We start from the raw sequence: 14149 nt of genomic DNA, 5'->3' as shown, positions 1-14149 counted from the left end.
TCAGAGCAGCCCCGACGCGGTCGCGAAACGGACGGCCTGCGCGCGGTTGCGTACCTGGAGCTTGCTGTAGATCTTCCTCACGTGGGTGTTCACGGTGAGATGGCTGATGCCCAGCATCGTTCCGATTTCCGCGCTCGTCATGCCGCTGGAGATCATCCGCAGGACCTCGCGTTCGCGCTCGCTCAGTCTCCCGCGGGTCCGTGCCCCGGAAGTGAGGTTCCGAAGCACGCCTCCGCGGTCGAATCGAAGCAGCATCCGCCGCGCCAGGCTGGGCGTGATCGAGGCGCCGCCGTTGGCGACCTGCAGCACGGCCTGGGCGAATCCGCCGAACCACGAGTTCTTCACGAGGAAACCGGAGGCCCCGAGTTCGAAGGCACGCATCACGTCGTCGTCGGCTTCGAGCACGGACACGACCACCGCCTCCACGCTGCTGCGCAGCTCCTTGGCGTAGGCGATGAGGTCATAACCCCGTCCGTCGCCGAGGTTGAGGTCCACCAGGAGCACGTCGAAGTCATGCTCGCGCACCACCCGCTTTCCCTCGCGCAGCGACGGGGCCTCTGCAACGAGGATGGTCCGGCGATCGCACATCAGTTCCTGCGCGATCACCCGCCGGATGTGTGCATCGTCGTCGACCACGATCACGCGCACTGGCTTCTCGATCTGGCCGGCCATGAAGCAGGGCCAGAGCGGCGCGCTCGCGCAGCCGGCCGGGGCGGCGGCAGCGTCGGCCGTGGCGGCGGCGCCGGCTTCGGCGGCTCGCGCATCTTCGTGGCGTGCCGCCGGGACGTGGGCGACGACCCCCTCGGCCGCCCGTTCGAGTGAGGACCACGGCGCGCTGGCAGTTCTCATTGCTTCTCCCATTTGTACTCCCCACCGTATGCGCTGGCCGTGTCCCGGGCAAGGGGCAAGCCTCGCAAATGGCAGGTGACAAATGTCCCGCGCTTTCCAGGTGGCGGCCAGGCGCCGCCACCTGCAGCGGGCGGCGCTGATGCGCGCCGGAGCCTTGTCGGGCGTCCTCATGCGGAACTGCCCGGGCGTTTCGGGTATTCGGGAGCGGCGCCAAGCTCGCGCAGGACGCCGGTGATTCGCAGCCAGCCGGCATACGCTTTCACGCGCTCGGTCGGGGGCGTGTGCGGATCGGCGATCAGGAGCCAGAGGCGCTGCTCCTCGGCTGCGGCGGCCTCGAGCGCTCCCGCGTCGGTGTCTTGGGCCGAGCGGCTGGTATCCATGGCGTCCACCCATTCAAAAGAGCTGTCGGGCTGCGCGCGTGCTGGTGCTGCTCCGTGGGCCCGCAATCACACGAGGGGAATGAGTTGCGGCAGAAACTTGCCTGCGCCTTTCCAGCCCTCCAGTGACGGGATCCCCTGGGCCAGCCCGCCCAGCAGCCCCCGCACCTTCAGCCGGTTCGGCCGGTCCTTGTCCAGCTCCCTGCGCAAGTCACGGATCACCTCCAGCGCTTCGAACTTGCTGGGATCCGTCTCGGGCACGACCTGCAGGCCCCGTTCCACCGCGTCGAGCTCGGCCTGGACCCGGTTCGCCACCAGCGGGTCGAGCAGGGTGGCGCCGTGCGCGGCTGGCCCGCCGCCGGCAGGGGAGGACGCTGCGGGGGCGAGTGCGCGATCGTCGATGGGGCGCGGCAGGGCGGCGGTCGCTGCGGCGCGGGCCTGGGTCGCCGGCGGCGCCGCACCGGGCACGGCGTGGCGTCCTTCGTCGTCACCGCCGCCACCACATCCCATGACGGCGGCGACGGCCGCCAGGGTCCACGCGCGCGACAGAATGTTCCGGCTCGTTTGCATCTCCGACTCCTCGGAAGGACGCCGCCGGTGCGACGGCGTCCGGTTTACGTGCCGATGCGCGGGTCAATCCAGCGCCAGCGTGGTGCCGTCGTTGCCCTTGATCATCCGGACCGATTCGACGGCGACCGAGCCCATGCCGATGAAGGCGTTGGCGCTCGCCAGCGACCCGTTGGTGCCCGTCGCCCCGGTGGCGGCCGAGTTGCGCGCTTGCACCTCCACGATGTGGACGCCGGACTGCAGGTTCGGAGCGACGTAGTTGAAGGCCGCCGCGTTGAGCGTCTTCAGGATCAGCTGCAGCTCTTCCGGGGTGGTGCAGGTGACGACGCCGGTGGTCAGGCTGGCCGTGCACTGCAGGCCCGAGAACTTGGCCTTGAGCTGCTGGATGCGGTCGCAGAACACGATGCCCTCACCGGAGCCCGGACCGGCCGCCAGTTCGGCGCCGCTGTTCGGCTGGGCATACACCACCGAGCCGTCCGGGGTCGTGATCTTCACCCGCACGCGCACCGTGCCGCGCGCTTCGGCGGTGTCGTAGGAGCTCGTGGAGGTGGAGTTCAGGCTCTTGACGGTCGTGTCGGTGACGATGCCGCACTGCAGCGACGCGTTCATGAACAGGTCCTTCTGGTTGGCCAGCTTGATCTGCTGCTTGAGGATCGAGTGCCAGCCGCTGTCGCCCACCCCGCCGCAGCCCGCGGCATCGGTGGTGGAGCACGCGGGCAGCGTCTTGAGCATGCCGTAGGCGAAGGTCGCCTTGGCGGAAGGCGTCCCCTGGGCCGCCGCGGTGCCGCCGAAAGCGGCGCAGCCGAGGCCGACCAGGAGCGTGGCGAATGTCTTCAGAAAGTGACGGGTGATCATGTGAACTCCTTGCGGACGGATGGTTGAAGACGGGGACTGCAGCGGCGGCGAGCCGCCTTGCCGCGTGCCCTTGGCGCCAGGCCACGCTGCCAGGGCAGTCTCGGGTCCGGGCCCGCCCCCCGCAATCGCGCGTGCTGACTACCTAGTTCGATTGAGTGCCGTCCGGTGCCCATGCGCTGCGCCACGTGGCGGACAGGGCGCCGAAGGGGTTCGCGCGGAGGCGGCGCCGGCGCGCAAAATGATCAGTAAGCACAGGGAACGGATGTAACGAGCATCGCCGCGGCGCGGCGGCGGCGCTTGCGCTCGCGAAGTGGAGTCCGGGTGGCGTTCCCGCATCGGGGTAGCATTCGCACCGCAATACTCGGAAGGAGTTCTCATGGCAAGCAAGGAATCCGCGGCGCGCGTCGCCGTCGTCACCGGCGGCAACGCGGGCATCGGCAAGGCCGCGGCGCTCGCGCTGCTGGGCGACGGGTGGCGGGTGGCGATCGCGGGGCGGCGGCGCGAGGCGCTGGAGCAGGTGGTGGCGCAAGCGGATGCGGGCGACCGCGTGCTGGCGGTGCCCACGGATGTCACCGACGCGGCCTCCGTCGAGGCGCTGTTCGCCGCGACGCTCAAGGCCTGGGGCCGCGTCGACCTGCTGTTCAACAACGCCGGCATCGGCGCGCCGGCGGTGCCGCTCGACGAACTGCCGCTGGACAATTGGCGGCAGGTGGTCGACACCAACCTCAACGGGATGTTCTATTGCATCCAGCAGGCGTTCAAGGCGATGAAGGCGCAGACGCCGATGGGCGGCCGCATCATCAACAACGGTTCGATCTCGGCGCATGCGCCGCGGCCGTTCTCGATCGCCTACACCGCGACCAAGCATGCGGTGACGGGCCTCACCAAGTCCGCCGCACTCGATGGCCGCAAGTACGACATCGCCGTGGGCCAGATCGACATCGGCAACGCGGGCACCGACATGGCCAACCGCATGGCCAGGGGCGTGCCGCAGGCGAACGGCGAGATCGCGCCCGAGCCGCTGATGGACGTGGACATCGTCGGCCAGTCGGTGCTGTACATGGCCAACCTCCCGCTGCAGGCCAACGTGCTGTTCCACACGGTGATGGCGACCAAGATGCCCTTCGTCGGGCGCGGCTGACATCGCTTCAGAGCGGGGCGGGCCACCCGCGCTCCGGCGCCACGGCCCGTGCCAGCGCCGAAGCGGTCAGGGCCTGACGCCGCGGCCAGTGGTCGGCCAGCCGGCCGTGTTCGTAGACCGCGGCCGCGGCCGCGTCGAAGCCGTCCGGCATCGCCGCCAGATGCGACGCCACGAGCCCGGCCAGCACGTCGCCGGTGCCGGCGCTGGCGAGGCGCGCGTTGCCGGTCGGATTGAGCAGCGGTGTCCGGCCGGGACCGGCGATGACCGTCCCCGAACCTTTCAGCACCACGACGCAGCCGAGCCGCTGCACCAGCTCGCGGCCGGCGCCCAGCCGGTCCGCCTGCACCTCGGCGGCCGTGCATCCGAGCAGCCGGCCGGCTTCCAGCGGATGCGGGGTGAGCACGGTCGGGCGCGCCCGCCGCGCTCTCGCCTTCAGCAGCGACTCCAACTGCGTATCGGCGGCAATGGCGTTGAGCGCGTCGGCGTCGAGCACCAGCGCGCGAGCCGTTGCCAGCACCGTCGGCAGCGCCGCGCGCACGGCGTCGCCGCCGCCGCAGCCGCAGGCGACGGCCATGGCCGACAGGTCCAGGGAGTCCCAGCGGCGCAGCATCAGCGCCGGCTCCGCGGAATCGAATCCGGCCGCAACTGGATCCAGCAGGCAGGCGAACACGCGGCCGGCGCCCCCGTGCAGCGCCGCCGTCGCCGCCAGCAGCGCCGCGCCGCCCATGCCCGCGGCGCCGCCGACCACGGCGACATCGCCATAACTGCCCTTGTGGGAGGCATGCAGCCGCACCACCTCCGGCGGCGCACCGGCCAGCCAGGCCGTCGGCCGTGCCGCGGGTTCGGCGATGCCCAGGTCGTCGAACCAGATCTCGCCCGCGGCGTCCCGGCCGCCGGCGGTGAACAGCCCCGGCTTGAGCGTGAGCAGCGCCAGCGTATGGCTCGCACGCGCGGGGTGGCCGCCGCCGGTGTCGGCATCGAGTCCGGAAGGCAGGTCCACGGCCAGCACCGGCCGCGCGTCCGCCGCCATCAGGGTCGCCCATTGCGCCAGCGTGGCTTCGAGCGGCCGCGCCGCCCCCAGGCCAAGCATCGCGTCGACGGCGAGGTCCCACTCGGCGGGTGGGTGCGGCGCGACGCGCACGTCGGCCGCACGGGCGCGCTGCAGCGAGGCACGCGCATCCTGCGGCAGCCGGCCTTCGTCGCCCGACCAGGTGACGATCGCATTCTTGCCCCAGGAGCGCAGGTGCATCGCCGCCTCGAAGCCGTCGCCGCCGTTGTTGCCGGGCCCGCAGGCCAGCCAGATCGTCCTGGCGTGGGGCGCGAGCGCCAGCGCCAGCCGTGCGACGGCGAGTCCGGCGCGCTGCATCAGCGCATGCGGCGGCAGGTGGCCGGCGCTGGCCCGCTCGATCGCGCGGCTGGCGGCCGTGTCGAACAAGGGCCAGGCGCGGTGCGGGCGGATGCGGTCCATGAGCCGGATTCTGGCACCCGGCCGGCGACGCCTACAAGCGCAGTCGCTCGACGCCCAGGCCTTCCACGTCGACCTGCGGCGGGCGCCCCGCCATGAGATCGGCCACGGCGCGGGCGCTGCCGCAGGCCAGCGCCCAGCCGCTGGAGCCATGGCCCAGGTTGAGCCACACCCCGGGGATGCCGCTGGCGCCGAGCAGCGGCGGCCCGTCGGGCATCATCGGGCGCGCGCCTTTCCACTCCTGCACGCCCGCGCCGGTGTTGGCGAGCTGCGCGGCGCCGGGAAACCAGTCGTGCAGCACCTTGTACAAGGTCTCGATCGAGGCGCGGCGCTTGCGGTCCGGGTCGCCCCCGATTTCGGCGCTCCCCGCCACCCGCACCCGGTTGCCCAGGCGGACGATGGCCACCTTGTAGCGCTCGTCCATCAAGGCGCTGATCGGCGCGTTGAGCGGTTCGCGCAGCGGCGCGCTGATCGAATAGCCGTAGACCGGAACGATCGGCACCCGCAGCCCCAGCGGCCGCAGCAGGGCGGCCGAATCGACGCCGCCGCACACGACCACCGAGTCGAACACGCGCTGCTGCGGCGCGGTCGCACCCAGCGCCCAGACCCGCAGCGCGGCGGGTTGCGCCGCATCGAGCGCGTCGACGGCCTGGTTGAACTCGAACTTCACGCCGGCGCGCTGCGCTTCGTTCTTCAGCAGCAGCGCGAACTGGCGGCAGTTGCCGACCTCGTCGGCCGGCAGGTGGACGGCGCCCACGAACTTTGCGTCCGGGCTGAGCGCCGGCTCGACCTGGCGCGCCTCGTCGGCGCCCAGTTCCCTGAAAGCCACCCCCGCGTCGCGCAGCACCTGCAGGCTCGGCTGCACCAGCTTGCGGTCCTTCTCGCCGCGCAGCAGCACCATGTACCCGGCGCTGTGGTCGTACTCGAACTGGAAGTGCTCGCGAATCTCGGCCAGGCGCGTGCGGCTGTAGAACGCCAGCCGCTGCATGCGGGCGCGGTTGGCCGTGTAGGTCGCGGGGTCGCAGGCGCGGAACCAGCGCCACATCCACGCCAGGTGCGCGCGCGACAACGGCAGCGTGACCCGCACCGGCGCGTGCTGCCGCAGCAGGTAGCCGGCAACCTTGCCCGGCATGCCGGGCGAGGCCCACGGCGTGACGTAGCCGGGCGCGACGACGCCGGCGTTGGCGAAGCTCGCCTCCTCGGCGACGGCGGCGCGCCGCTCGAAGACGGTGACCTCGTGGCCGTCGACGGCCAGCTCGAAGGCCGTGGTGACGCCGACGATGCCGGCGCCGATGACGGCGACTCTCATGACGTCCGCTCCCCGCGGCGGCGCGCGCTCATGCGGCGCCCGACCGGCCGGCGAGCACGTCCTGCGCGCGCAGGCCGATGTTGAGCACGGTGTCATCGCGCAGCGGGCCGTGCCAGATCATGAGGCCCACCGGCAGCTCGCCGCGCGCGTGGCATGGGATCGACAGCGCACAGCCGTCCAGCATGTTGACGACGCTGGTGTTGCGCAGCAGCAGGGCGTTGACGCGGAAGAACTCCTTGTCGCGGGCCTCGTCCTGCGCGGCCCCGGCCCCGTTGGCAGGCGCCACGTCGGCGATCGGCGGTGCGACGATGGGCACCGTCGGCGACAGCACCGCGTCGAAGCCCTGCAGCGCTTGCTCCACGCGCGCGATCCACTCGCGGCGGGCGCGGAAGAGGTCCAGGTATTCCCAGGCCTTCATCGCCGCGCCGCGCTCGATCCGGAAGCGAACGCGCGGGTCGTAGCCGTCGCCGTGGCGCTCCAGCAGTTCGCGGTGCCAGGCGTAGCTTTCGGCGGCGGTGAAGCCGCCCAGGGTCTGCAGCGAGCCGAGGTCGCGGATCGTCTCCAGGCCGATCTCCTCGATTGCGGCGCCGGCCCTGCGCAGGGTGGCGAGTGCGCGTTCGAACGCGGCGGCGACGGTGACGTCGAGCCCGTCGAGCATGGTCGTGCGGGCGACCGCGAGCCGGTAGCCCGACAACGGCAGCGCGCTGCGCGCCACGGTGCGGCCGGAGAGGATCTCGTGCGCAAGGATCGCGTCGCGCACCGACCGGGTCATCGCGGAGACGGTATCCAGCGTCGTGGACAAGGGCAGGGCGCCTTCGGCCGGCGTGAGCCGCGCCGTGTTCTTGAACCCGACGATGCCGCACAGGGCGGCCGGGATGCGGATCGAGCCGCCGGTGTCGGAGCCCAGCCCGATGAAGGCGGCGCCGGTCGCCACCGAAACGGCGGCGCCCGACGACGAGCCGCCGGGGATGCGCGGCGTGGCCGGATCGGCCGGGTTGCCCGGGGTTCCGTAATGCGGATTCGTGCCGACGCCGGAGAACGCGAACTCCGACATGTTGGTGCGGCCCATCACCACGCCGCCGGCCGCCTTGAGCCTGGCGACGGCCGCACTGTCGCTGGCGGCGGCGGGCGCCTCGGCCAGCACGCGCGATCCGGCCGGGGTCGGCTGGCCGGCGATGTCGAACAGGTCCTTCACGGACACGGCGAGCCCGGCCAGCGGGCGCGCCGCCAGCGCCGGGTCGTCCGCCGCGGCCTGCGCCTCGTCGAAGCTGGTGCGCAGCCAGGTGTGCGCGCCGGCCGCCGACCGGGCGATGCGGATCGACTCGGCCATCTCGGCCGTGGCCTGGGTCTGGCGGGCAAGCAGCCGCTCGCGGGTGGCGATGAGGTCGGGGCGCATTGGGGGGGTTCCGTCGGTGCTATAATTCTTCGGTTTTGCTTCCAGGCGAGACGCGCATTTCGCGCCGATCCGCCGGCAAAACCAATCGCGAATCCAGCCCCACAAGGTGTTGCCGCTGCGTGCAGCGGCAATTTGCGGGCTGGATTTTAGACCCAACCTTCAGGAAAAGACCCATGCCAGTCACCATGCGTGAAATGCTGGAAGCCGGTGTCCATTTCGGACACCAGACGCGCTTCTGGAACCCCAAGATGGCCCCGTACATCTTCGGCCACCGCAACAAGATCCACATCATCAACCTGGAAAAGACGCTGCCGCTGTTCCAGGAGGCGACCAAGTTCGTGCGCCAGCTGTCCGCCAACCGCGGCACCATCCTGATGGTGGGCACCAAGCGCCAGGCGCGCGACACCGTGGCGGCCGAAGCCCGCCGCGCCGGCGTCCCGTACGTCGACCAGCGCTGGCTGGGCGGCATGCTGACCAACTTCAAGACCGTCAAGACCTCGATCAAGCGCCTGAAGGACATGAAGGCCCAGCAGGAAAGCGGCCTGGAGGCCATGTCCAAGAAAGAACAGCTGATGTTCGCCCGCGAGATGGAAAAGCTCGAGAAGGACATCGGCGGCATCCAGGACATGAACACCCTGCCCGACGCCATCTTCGTGATCGACGTGGGCTTCCACAAGATCGCGGTGTCCGAAGCCAAGAAGCTGGGCATTCCGCTGGTGGGCGTGGTCGACTCGAACCACTCGCCGGTGGGCATCGATTACGTGATCCCCGGCAACGACGACTCGGCCAAGGCCGTGGCGCTGTACGCCCGCGGCATCGCCGACGCGATCCTGGAAGGCCGCCAGAACGCCGCCAGCGACGTGCAGAAGGCCGTGTCCGAGGGCACCGACGAATTCGTCGAGGTGTCCGAGGGCGCCGGCGCCTGAGCCCGGTCCACGAGTCCGCAGGAAGGGGCTCTCGGGCCCCTTTTTGCTACCGAAACCTGAACTGAACGATACGAGGTAAGAAATGGCTGCAATCACCGCAAGCATGGTTGGCGAACTGCGCGCCAAGACCGACGCGCCGATGATGGAGTGCAAGAAGGCCCTGATGGAGGCCGACGGCAACATGGAGAAGGCCGAGGAACTGCTGCGCGTCAAGCTGGGCAACAAGGCAGGCAAGGCCGCCGCCCGCATCACCGCCGAAGGCGTGGTGACGGCCTTCATCGACGGCGCCACCGGCGCGATGCTCGAGACCAACTGCGAGACCGACTTCGTCACCAAGAACGACGGCTTCCTGGCCATGGCCAAGGCCGCCGCCGAGCTGGTCGCGAAGCACGATCCCGCCGACGTGGCCGCGCTCGGCGCGCTGCCGTATTCGCAGGACGGCTTCGGCCCGACGCTGGAAGACGTGCGCAAGGGCCTGATCGGCAAGATCGGCGAGAACATGAGCTTCCGCCGCTTCAAGCGCTTCTCCGGCGGCAGCAAGCTCGCGTCCTACCTGCACGGAACGCGCATCGGCGTGGTCGTCGAGTACGAGGGCGACGACGTGGCTGCCAAGGACGTCGCCATGCACGTGGCCGCGATGAAGCCGGTGGCGCTGACCTCGGCCGACGTGCCGGCCGACCTCATCGAGAAGGAACGCGCGGTCGCGATGGGCAAGGCCGAGGAAGACCGCAAGGCGGCCGAAGCGGCGGGCAAGCCGGCCCAGTCGCCCGAGATCGTCGCCAAGCGGGTGGAAGGCGGCGTGCAGAAGTTCCTCAAGGAAGTCTCGCTCTTCAACCAGCCCTTCGTGAAGAACGACAAGCAGACTGTCGAGCAGATGCTCAAGGCCACCGGCACCACCGTGAAGGCGTTCACGCTGTACGTGGTGGGCGAAGGCATCCAGAAGAAGGTCGACGACTTCGCGGCGGAAGTGGCCGCGCAGGTCGCGGCGGCCAAGGCCGGCGCCTGACCGTTCGTTCACCAGGCCAAGGGCGGTCCGTGGGGCCGCCCTTTGCACGACCCGCCATCGCAGGCGGCAACGCCGGTACACTCAACCCGTTTTACAAGGAGCCCGCCTCATGTCCGTTGCCCAGCCAGCCCACAAGCGAATCCTGCTGAAGCTGTCTGGCGAGGCCCTGATGGGCGACGATGCATTCGGCATCAACCGCGCCACCATCGTGCGGATGGTGGAAGAGGTGGCCGAGGTCGTGAAGATGGGCGTGCAGGTGGCGATCGTCATCGGCGGCGGCAACATCTTCCGCGGCGTCGCCGGCGGCTCGGTCGGCATGGACCGCGCGACGGCCGACTACATGGGCATGCTGGCCACGGTGATGAATTCGCTGGCGCTGGCCGACGCGATGAACAAGCAGGGACTGATCCCGCGCGTGATGTCCGCGATCGCGATCGAGCAGGTGGTCGAACCCTATGTGCGGCCCAAGGCGCTGCAGTACCTGGAGGAAGGCAAGGTCGTGATCTTCGCGGCCGGCACCGGCAACCCGTTCTTCACCACCGACACCGCGGCGGCGCTGCGCGGCGCGGAGATCGGCGCCGAGCTGGTGCTCAAGGCCACCAAGGTGGATGGCGTCTATTCGGCCGATCCGCAGAAGGACCCTTCGGCCACCCGCTACGCCAAGATCTCGTTCGACGAGGCCATGGCCCGCAACCTCGGCATCATGGATGCCACCGCCTTCGCGCTGTGCCGTGACCAGAAGCTGCCGATCAAGGTCTTTTCCATCGTCAAGCACGGCGCGCTGCGCCGCGTGGTGATGGGCCAGGACGAGGGCACGCTCGTCCACGCCTGACGAATCGCTGTGAGGAGAGAGCAATGACAACGATCCCCGAAATCACCAAGACCATGCAAGGCAAGATGGACCAGTCCATCGCCGCGTTCAAGCAGACCATGGTCAAGATCCGTACCGGCCGCCCGAGCCCCGGGCTGCTCGATACCGTCCACGTGGACTACTACGGCTCGAGCGTGCCGATCAGCCAGGTGGCGAACGTCTCCGTGCTCGACAACCGGACGCTGAGCGTGCAGGCGTGGGAGAAGAGCATGGCGCCGAAGATCGAGAAAGCCATTCGCGACAGCGACCTGGGCCTCAATCCGGCTTCCATGGGCGAACTGATCCGCGTGCCGATGCCGCCGATGAGCGAGGAGCGGCGCAAGGAAATGACCAAGGTGGTCCGCCACGAAGGCGAAGCCGCGAAGATCGCGATCCGCAACCTGCGCCGCGACGCGAACGAGCACGTGAAGCGGCTGGTCAAGGACAAGCACGCCTCCGAGGACGACCTCAAGCGCTCCGAGGGCGAGATCCAGAAGATCACCGACCGCCACGTGGCGGAGATCGACCAGCTGGTGCACGCCAAGGAGCAGGAGATCATGGCGGTCTGAGCCCGGGCTCGCGCCTGTCCGCCACCCTCCCGCGGCCGCGCCGCACCGCACCGCAATCGATGAACAACCTGCCTCACCACGTAGCGATCGTCATGGACGGCAATGGCCGCTGGGCCACCCGCCGCTACCTGCCGCGCATCGCCGGGCACAAGAAGGGCATGGACGCGCTGCGTGCCTGCGTGCGGCATTGCGGCGACCGCGGCATCAAGGTGCTGACGGTGTTCGCCTTCTCGTCGGAGAACTGGAACCGGCCCGCCGACGAGGTCTCGAGCCTGATGGAGCTGCTGGGCCTGGCGCTTGCGCGCGAGGTGCCGCAACTCAAGGCCGAGGGCGTCCGGGTGAAGTTCGTCGGCGACCGCTCCGGCCTGTCGGAAAAGGTGCAGGCCGGACTCGTCCAGGCCGAGGCGTCGACGGCCGCGAACACGCGGCTCGTGTTCAACATCTGCTTCAACTATGGCGGCCGCTGGGACATCGTCGACGCGGCCGCGAGGTTGGCCGCCACCGGCCAGCCCATCACCGAGGCCAGCCTGGCGGGCGCGCTGTCGCTGGCGCACGTGCCGGACCCCGACCTGATCATCCGCACCGGTGGCGAGCACCGCCTGAGCAACTTCCTGCTCTGGCAGGCGGCCTACGCCGAGTTCCATTTCACGGACAAGCTGTGGCCCGACTTCGGCGCGGACGAGCTGGACGCCGCCCTGGCCGACTATGCCGGGCGCGAGCGCCGGTTCGGCAAGACCTCCGAGCAGGTGGCGGCGCCCGCGGCGCGCAAAGCCGCATGACGGGTCCGCGCGCATGTTGAAGCAGCGCGTCATCACCGCCCTGGTCCTGCTGGCGATCCTGCTGCCGGCCCTGTTCTGGCCGGAACCCACCCCGTTCGTCCTGGTGACGCTGGTGCTCATCGCCGCCGGCGCCTGGGAATGGGGCCGCCTCAACGGCCTGGGGCAGGGCGGCTCGCTCGCCGCGGCGGCGGTGTGCGTGGTGCTGTGCGCCGGTTCGTGGCAACTCGGGCTGCTGGCGCAGCGCCTGCCGCTCCTGTGGGCGGTCGCGGGCGGCTTGTGGGTCCTGGCAGGCGCCTGGCTGTTGCGCGCGGGCGTGGCCGGCTGGCCGCACATTCCGCGGCCCGTGCGGCTGGCCCTGGGCGTGCTGGCGCTGTGGATCGCGTGGCTGGCGGTGGCCCAGGCCAAGGTGATCGGCGTCAACTTCCTGCTGTCGCTGCTGGTGCTGGTGTGGGTGGCCGACATCTTCGCGTATTTCGCCGGGCGCGCCTTCGGCCTGAAGTTCACCAAGGGCAAGCTGGCGCCTTCCATCAGTCCGGGCAAGAGCTGGGAAGGCGTCTGGGGCGGCATGGCCGGCGTGGTGGTGCTGGCGATCGCCTGGGCCGCCGCCGACGGCGCGCTGCAGGCGCGGGTGCCGAGCCTCTACAGCCGGCTCGCGTCGCATGGCTGGTGGCTGCTCGCGCTCGGCGCGATCTTCCTGGCCGCCATGAGCGTCGTGGGAGACCTGGTCGAGTCGCTCGTCAAGCGCAGCGCCGGCATGAAGGACTCCAGCGGCCTGCTCCCCGGCCACGGCGGCGTCCTCGACCGGGTCGACGCCTTGCTGCCGACCTTGCCGCTCGCCATGATGCTGGCGGCCTCCGTCTCGTGAAGCACCGCGTCGCCGTCCTGGGAGCCACGGGTTCGATCGGGGCCAGCACGCTCGACGTGATCGCGCGCCATCCCGGCCGCTTCGAGGTTTTCGCGCTCAGCGCCGCCACGCGCGTCGAAGAACTGCTGCAGCAGTGCCTGCGCTTCACCCCGGCGTTCGCGGTGATGGCGGGCGAGTCCGCCGCGCTCGACCTCGCCGGCCGGTTGCGGACCGCCGGGCTGCGCACGCAGGTGCTGTGGGGCCAGGCGGCGCTCGACGAAGTGGCGTCCCACGAGCGGGTCGATCTCGTCATGGCGGCGATCGTCGGCGCCGCCGGCCTGTCGTCGTGCCTGGCTGCCGCGCGCGCCGGCAAGCGGCTGCTGCTGGCCAACAAGGAGGCGCTGGTGGTCGGCGGCGACCTGTTCATGCGTGCCGTGCACGAAGGCGGCGCCACGCTGCTGCCGATCGACAGCGAGCATTCGGCGATCTTCCAGTCGCTGCCGGAGGACCCGCGCACCTGGGATGCGCGGGTCGAGAAGATCATCCTCACCGCCTCGGGCGGGCCGTTCCGCACGCGCGAACCGGCCACCTTGCGCCACGTGACGCCGCAAGAGGCCTGCGCCCATCCGAACTGGGTGATGGGCCGCAAGATCTCGGTCGACTCGGCGACCATGATGAACAAGGCGCTGGAGGTGATCGAGGCCCGCTACCTGTTCGGGCTGGCACCCGAGCGGCTCGAGGTGGTGATCCATCCGCAGAGCGTGATCCATTCGATGGTGCAATACCGCGACGCGTCGGTCGTGGCGCAACTGGGCACCCCCGACATGCGCGTTCCGATCGCCTACGGGCTCGCGTGGCCGGACCGGGTCGAATCCGGGGCCGCCGCGCTCGACTTCCACACGCTGGCGGACATGACCTTCGAGGCGCTGGACAGCCGCGGCCATCGCGAGCGCTTTCCGGGGCTGCGCCTCGCATGGGAGAGCCTGCGGGCCGCGCCTGGCACCACGGCCGTCCTCAATGCTGCCAACGAGGTCGCCGTGGCCGCGTTCCTGGAGGGGCAGATCCGGTTCGACCAGATCCATGCGGTGAACCTTGCAACTTTGTCGGCGGTGACGCCGTCCAACCCCCAGTCGCTGGACGAGCTGCTGGAGCTCGACCGCATGGCGCGGCACGCCGCCGGCCAGGCGGCGGGCCGGCTGCAGCCCTGAGGGAATCG

Annotated in this window: 15 protein-coding genes; 8 read left to right on the top strand and 7 right to left on the bottom strand. The window is 70.4% G+C overall.

Translation table 11 applies throughout. The annotated features are described in order from the left end of the window. From RAMLITH_RS03945 to RAMLITH_RS03930, 4 genes are all read right to left on the bottom strand, one after another. Complete coding sequence (locus RAMLITH_RS03945) at positions 1 to 672, bottom strand: response regulator transcription factor (protein ID WP_168106453.1); 672 nt, start codon at positions 670 to 672, stop codon at positions 1 to 3. A gap of 344 nt (positions 673 to 1016) precedes the next feature. Further along, positions 1017 to 1229 carry a hypothetical protein gene (locus RAMLITH_RS03940; RefSeq protein ID WP_168105992.1) on the bottom strand — a complete coding sequence of 71 codons (213 nt, stop codon included), beginning with the start codon at positions 1227 to 1229 and terminating at the stop codon, positions 1017 to 1019. 66 nt (positions 1230 to 1295) lie between these two features. Continuing rightward, positions 1296 to 1796, bottom strand: a complete 501-nt coding sequence (locus tag RAMLITH_RS03935; RefSeq protein WP_168105991.1) for a hypothetical protein — start codon at positions 1794 to 1796, stop codon at positions 1296 to 1298. A gap of 63 nt (positions 1797 to 1859) precedes the next feature. Next, positions 1860 to 2648 carry a hypothetical protein gene (locus RAMLITH_RS03930; protein ID WP_168105990.1) on the bottom strand — a complete coding sequence of 263 codons (789 nt, stop codon included), beginning with the start codon at positions 2646 to 2648 and terminating at the stop codon, positions 1860 to 1862. A 376-nt stretch (positions 2649 to 3024) separates the two neighbouring features. Between RAMLITH_RS03930 and RAMLITH_RS03925 the strand changes: the two genes are divergently transcribed. Then, the gene (locus tag RAMLITH_RS03925) at positions 3025 to 3789 is read left to right on the top strand and encodes an SDR family oxidoreductase (RefSeq protein WP_168105989.1); all 765 of its coding nucleotides are present in this window, start codon (positions 3025 to 3027) and stop codon (positions 3787 to 3789) included. A 7-nt stretch (positions 3790 to 3796) separates the two neighbouring features. Here the strand turns inward: RAMLITH_RS03925 and RAMLITH_RS03920 are convergent, their stop codons facing one another. Genes RAMLITH_RS03920 through RAMLITH_RS03910 form a run of 3 tightly spaced genes read right to left on the bottom strand, consistent with a single transcriptional unit; the run spans position 3797 to position 7959 of the window. After that, the gene (locus RAMLITH_RS03920) at positions 3797 to 5257 is read right to left on the bottom strand and encodes an NAD(P)H-hydrate dehydratase (RefSeq protein ID WP_168105988.1); all 1461 of its coding nucleotides are present in this window, start codon (positions 5255 to 5257) and stop codon (positions 3797 to 3799) included. A 31-nt stretch (positions 5258 to 5288) separates the two neighbouring features. Continuing rightward, positions 5289 to 6563: a D-amino acid dehydrogenase gene (locus RAMLITH_RS03915; protein ID WP_168105987.1), complete on the bottom strand. Its 1275-nt coding sequence runs from the start codon at positions 6561 to 6563 to the stop codon at positions 5289 to 5291. A gap of 28 nt (positions 6564 to 6591) precedes the next feature. Next, positions 6592 to 7959, bottom strand: a complete 1368-nt coding sequence (locus RAMLITH_RS03910; RefSeq protein ID WP_168105986.1) for an amidase — start codon at positions 7957 to 7959, stop codon at positions 6592 to 6594. A 173-nt stretch (positions 7960 to 8132) separates the two neighbouring features. Between RAMLITH_RS03910 and rpsB the strand changes: the two genes are divergently transcribed. The 7 genes from rpsB to ispC all read left to right on the top strand — a co-directional run bounded on the left by rpsB (position 8133) and on the right by ispC (position 14141). Then, entirely contained in the window at positions 8133 to 8885 is a 753-nt protein-coding gene (gene rpsB / locus RAMLITH_RS03905) for a 30S ribosomal protein S2 (protein WP_168105985.1), read from the top strand. Positions 8886 to 8967: 82 nt separating this feature from the next. Further along, complete coding sequence (gene tsf / locus RAMLITH_RS03900; RefSeq protein ID WP_168105984.1) at positions 8968 to 9891, top strand: translation elongation factor Ts; 924 nt, start codon at positions 8968 to 8970, stop codon at positions 9889 to 9891. A 109-nt stretch (positions 9892 to 10000) separates the two neighbouring features. Continuing rightward, the gene (pyrH, locus tag RAMLITH_RS03895) at positions 10001 to 10723 is read left to right on the top strand and encodes a UMP kinase (protein ID WP_168105983.1); all 723 of its coding nucleotides are present in this window, start codon (positions 10001 to 10003) and stop codon (positions 10721 to 10723) included. 23 nt (positions 10724 to 10746) lie between these two features. Then, the gene (gene frr / locus RAMLITH_RS03890; protein WP_168105982.1) at positions 10747 to 11310 is read left to right on the top strand and encodes a ribosome recycling factor; all 564 of its coding nucleotides are present in this window, start codon (positions 10747 to 10749) and stop codon (positions 11308 to 11310) included. Between the two features lie 59 nt (positions 11311 to 11369). Next, positions 11370 to 12089: a polyprenyl diphosphate synthase gene (gene uppS / locus RAMLITH_RS03885; protein WP_168105981.1), complete on the top strand. Its 720-nt coding sequence runs from the start codon at positions 11370 to 11372 to the stop codon at positions 12087 to 12089. A 13-nt stretch (positions 12090 to 12102) separates the two neighbouring features. Then, positions 12103 to 12954: a phosphatidate cytidylyltransferase gene (locus RAMLITH_RS03880; RefSeq protein WP_168105980.1), complete on the top strand. Its 852-nt coding sequence runs from the start codon at positions 12103 to 12105 to the stop codon at positions 12952 to 12954. Beyond that, positions 12951 to 14141: a 1-deoxy-D-xylulose-5-phosphate reductoisomerase gene (gene ispC, locus RAMLITH_RS03875; RefSeq protein WP_168105979.1), complete on the top strand. Its 1191-nt coding sequence runs from the start codon at positions 12951 to 12953 to the stop codon at positions 14139 to 14141. The genes RAMLITH_RS03880 and ispC overlap by 4 nt, the downstream gene beginning before the upstream one ends. The last annotated feature ends 8 nt before the right edge of the window (positions 14142 to 14149 follow it).

It is taken from the genome of Ramlibacter lithotrophicus (genome assembly GCF_012184415.1).
Taxonomy (GTDB): domain Bacteria; phylum Pseudomonadota; class Gammaproteobacteria; order Burkholderiales; family Burkholderiaceae_C; genus Ramlibacter; species Ramlibacter lithotrophicus.
This window is presented reverse-complemented; position numbering and strand designations above follow the sequence as displayed.

Excerpts from the sequence above, each read along its gene's own strand:
- RAMLITH_RS03945 (WP_168106453.1), bottom strand. The coding sequence starts at position 672 with ATGGCCGGCCAGATCGAGAAGCCAGTGCGCGTGATCGTGGTCGACGAC.
- RAMLITH_RS03940 (WP_168105992.1), bottom strand. The coding sequence starts at position 1,229 with ATGGATACCAGCCGCTCGGCCCAAGACACCGACGCGGGAGCGCTCGAG.
- RAMLITH_RS03935 (WP_168105991.1), bottom strand. The coding sequence starts at position 1,796 with ATGCAAACGAGCCGGAACATTCTGTCGCGCGCGTGGACCCTGGCGGCC.
- RAMLITH_RS03930 (WP_168105990.1), bottom strand. The coding sequence starts at position 2,648 with ATGATCACCCGTCACTTTCTGAAGACATTCGCCACGCTCCTGGTCGGC.
- RAMLITH_RS03925 (WP_168105989.1), top strand. The coding sequence starts at position 3,025 with ATGGCAAGCAAGGAATCCGCGGCGCGCGTCGCCGTCGTCACCGGCGGC.
- RAMLITH_RS03920 (WP_168105988.1), bottom strand. The coding sequence starts at position 5,257 with ATGGACCGCATCCGCCCGCACCGCGCCTGGCCCTTGTTCGACACGGCC.
- RAMLITH_RS03915 (WP_168105987.1), bottom strand. The coding sequence starts at position 6,563 with ATGAGAGTCGCCGTCATCGGCGCCGGCATCGTCGGCGTCACCACGGCC.
- RAMLITH_RS03910 (WP_168105986.1), bottom strand. The coding sequence starts at position 7,959 with ATGCGCCCCGACCTCATCGCCACCCGCGAGCGGCTGCTTGCCCGCCAG.
- rpsB (WP_168105985.1), top strand. The coding sequence starts at position 8,133 with ATGCCAGTCACCATGCGTGAAATGCTGGAAGCCGGTGTCCATTTCGGA.
- tsf (WP_168105984.1), top strand. The coding sequence starts at position 8,968 with ATGGCTGCAATCACCGCAAGCATGGTTGGCGAACTGCGCGCCAAGACC.
- pyrH (WP_168105983.1), top strand. The coding sequence starts at position 10,001 with ATGTCCGTTGCCCAGCCAGCCCACAAGCGAATCCTGCTGAAGCTGTCT.
- frr (WP_168105982.1), top strand. The coding sequence starts at position 10,747 with ATGACAACGATCCCCGAAATCACCAAGACCATGCAAGGCAAGATGGAC.
- uppS (WP_168105981.1), top strand. The coding sequence starts at position 11,370 with ATGAACAACCTGCCTCACCACGTAGCGATCGTCATGGACGGCAATGGC.
- RAMLITH_RS03880 (WP_168105980.1), top strand. The coding sequence starts at position 12,103 with ATGTTGAAGCAGCGCGTCATCACCGCCCTGGTCCTGCTGGCGATCCTG.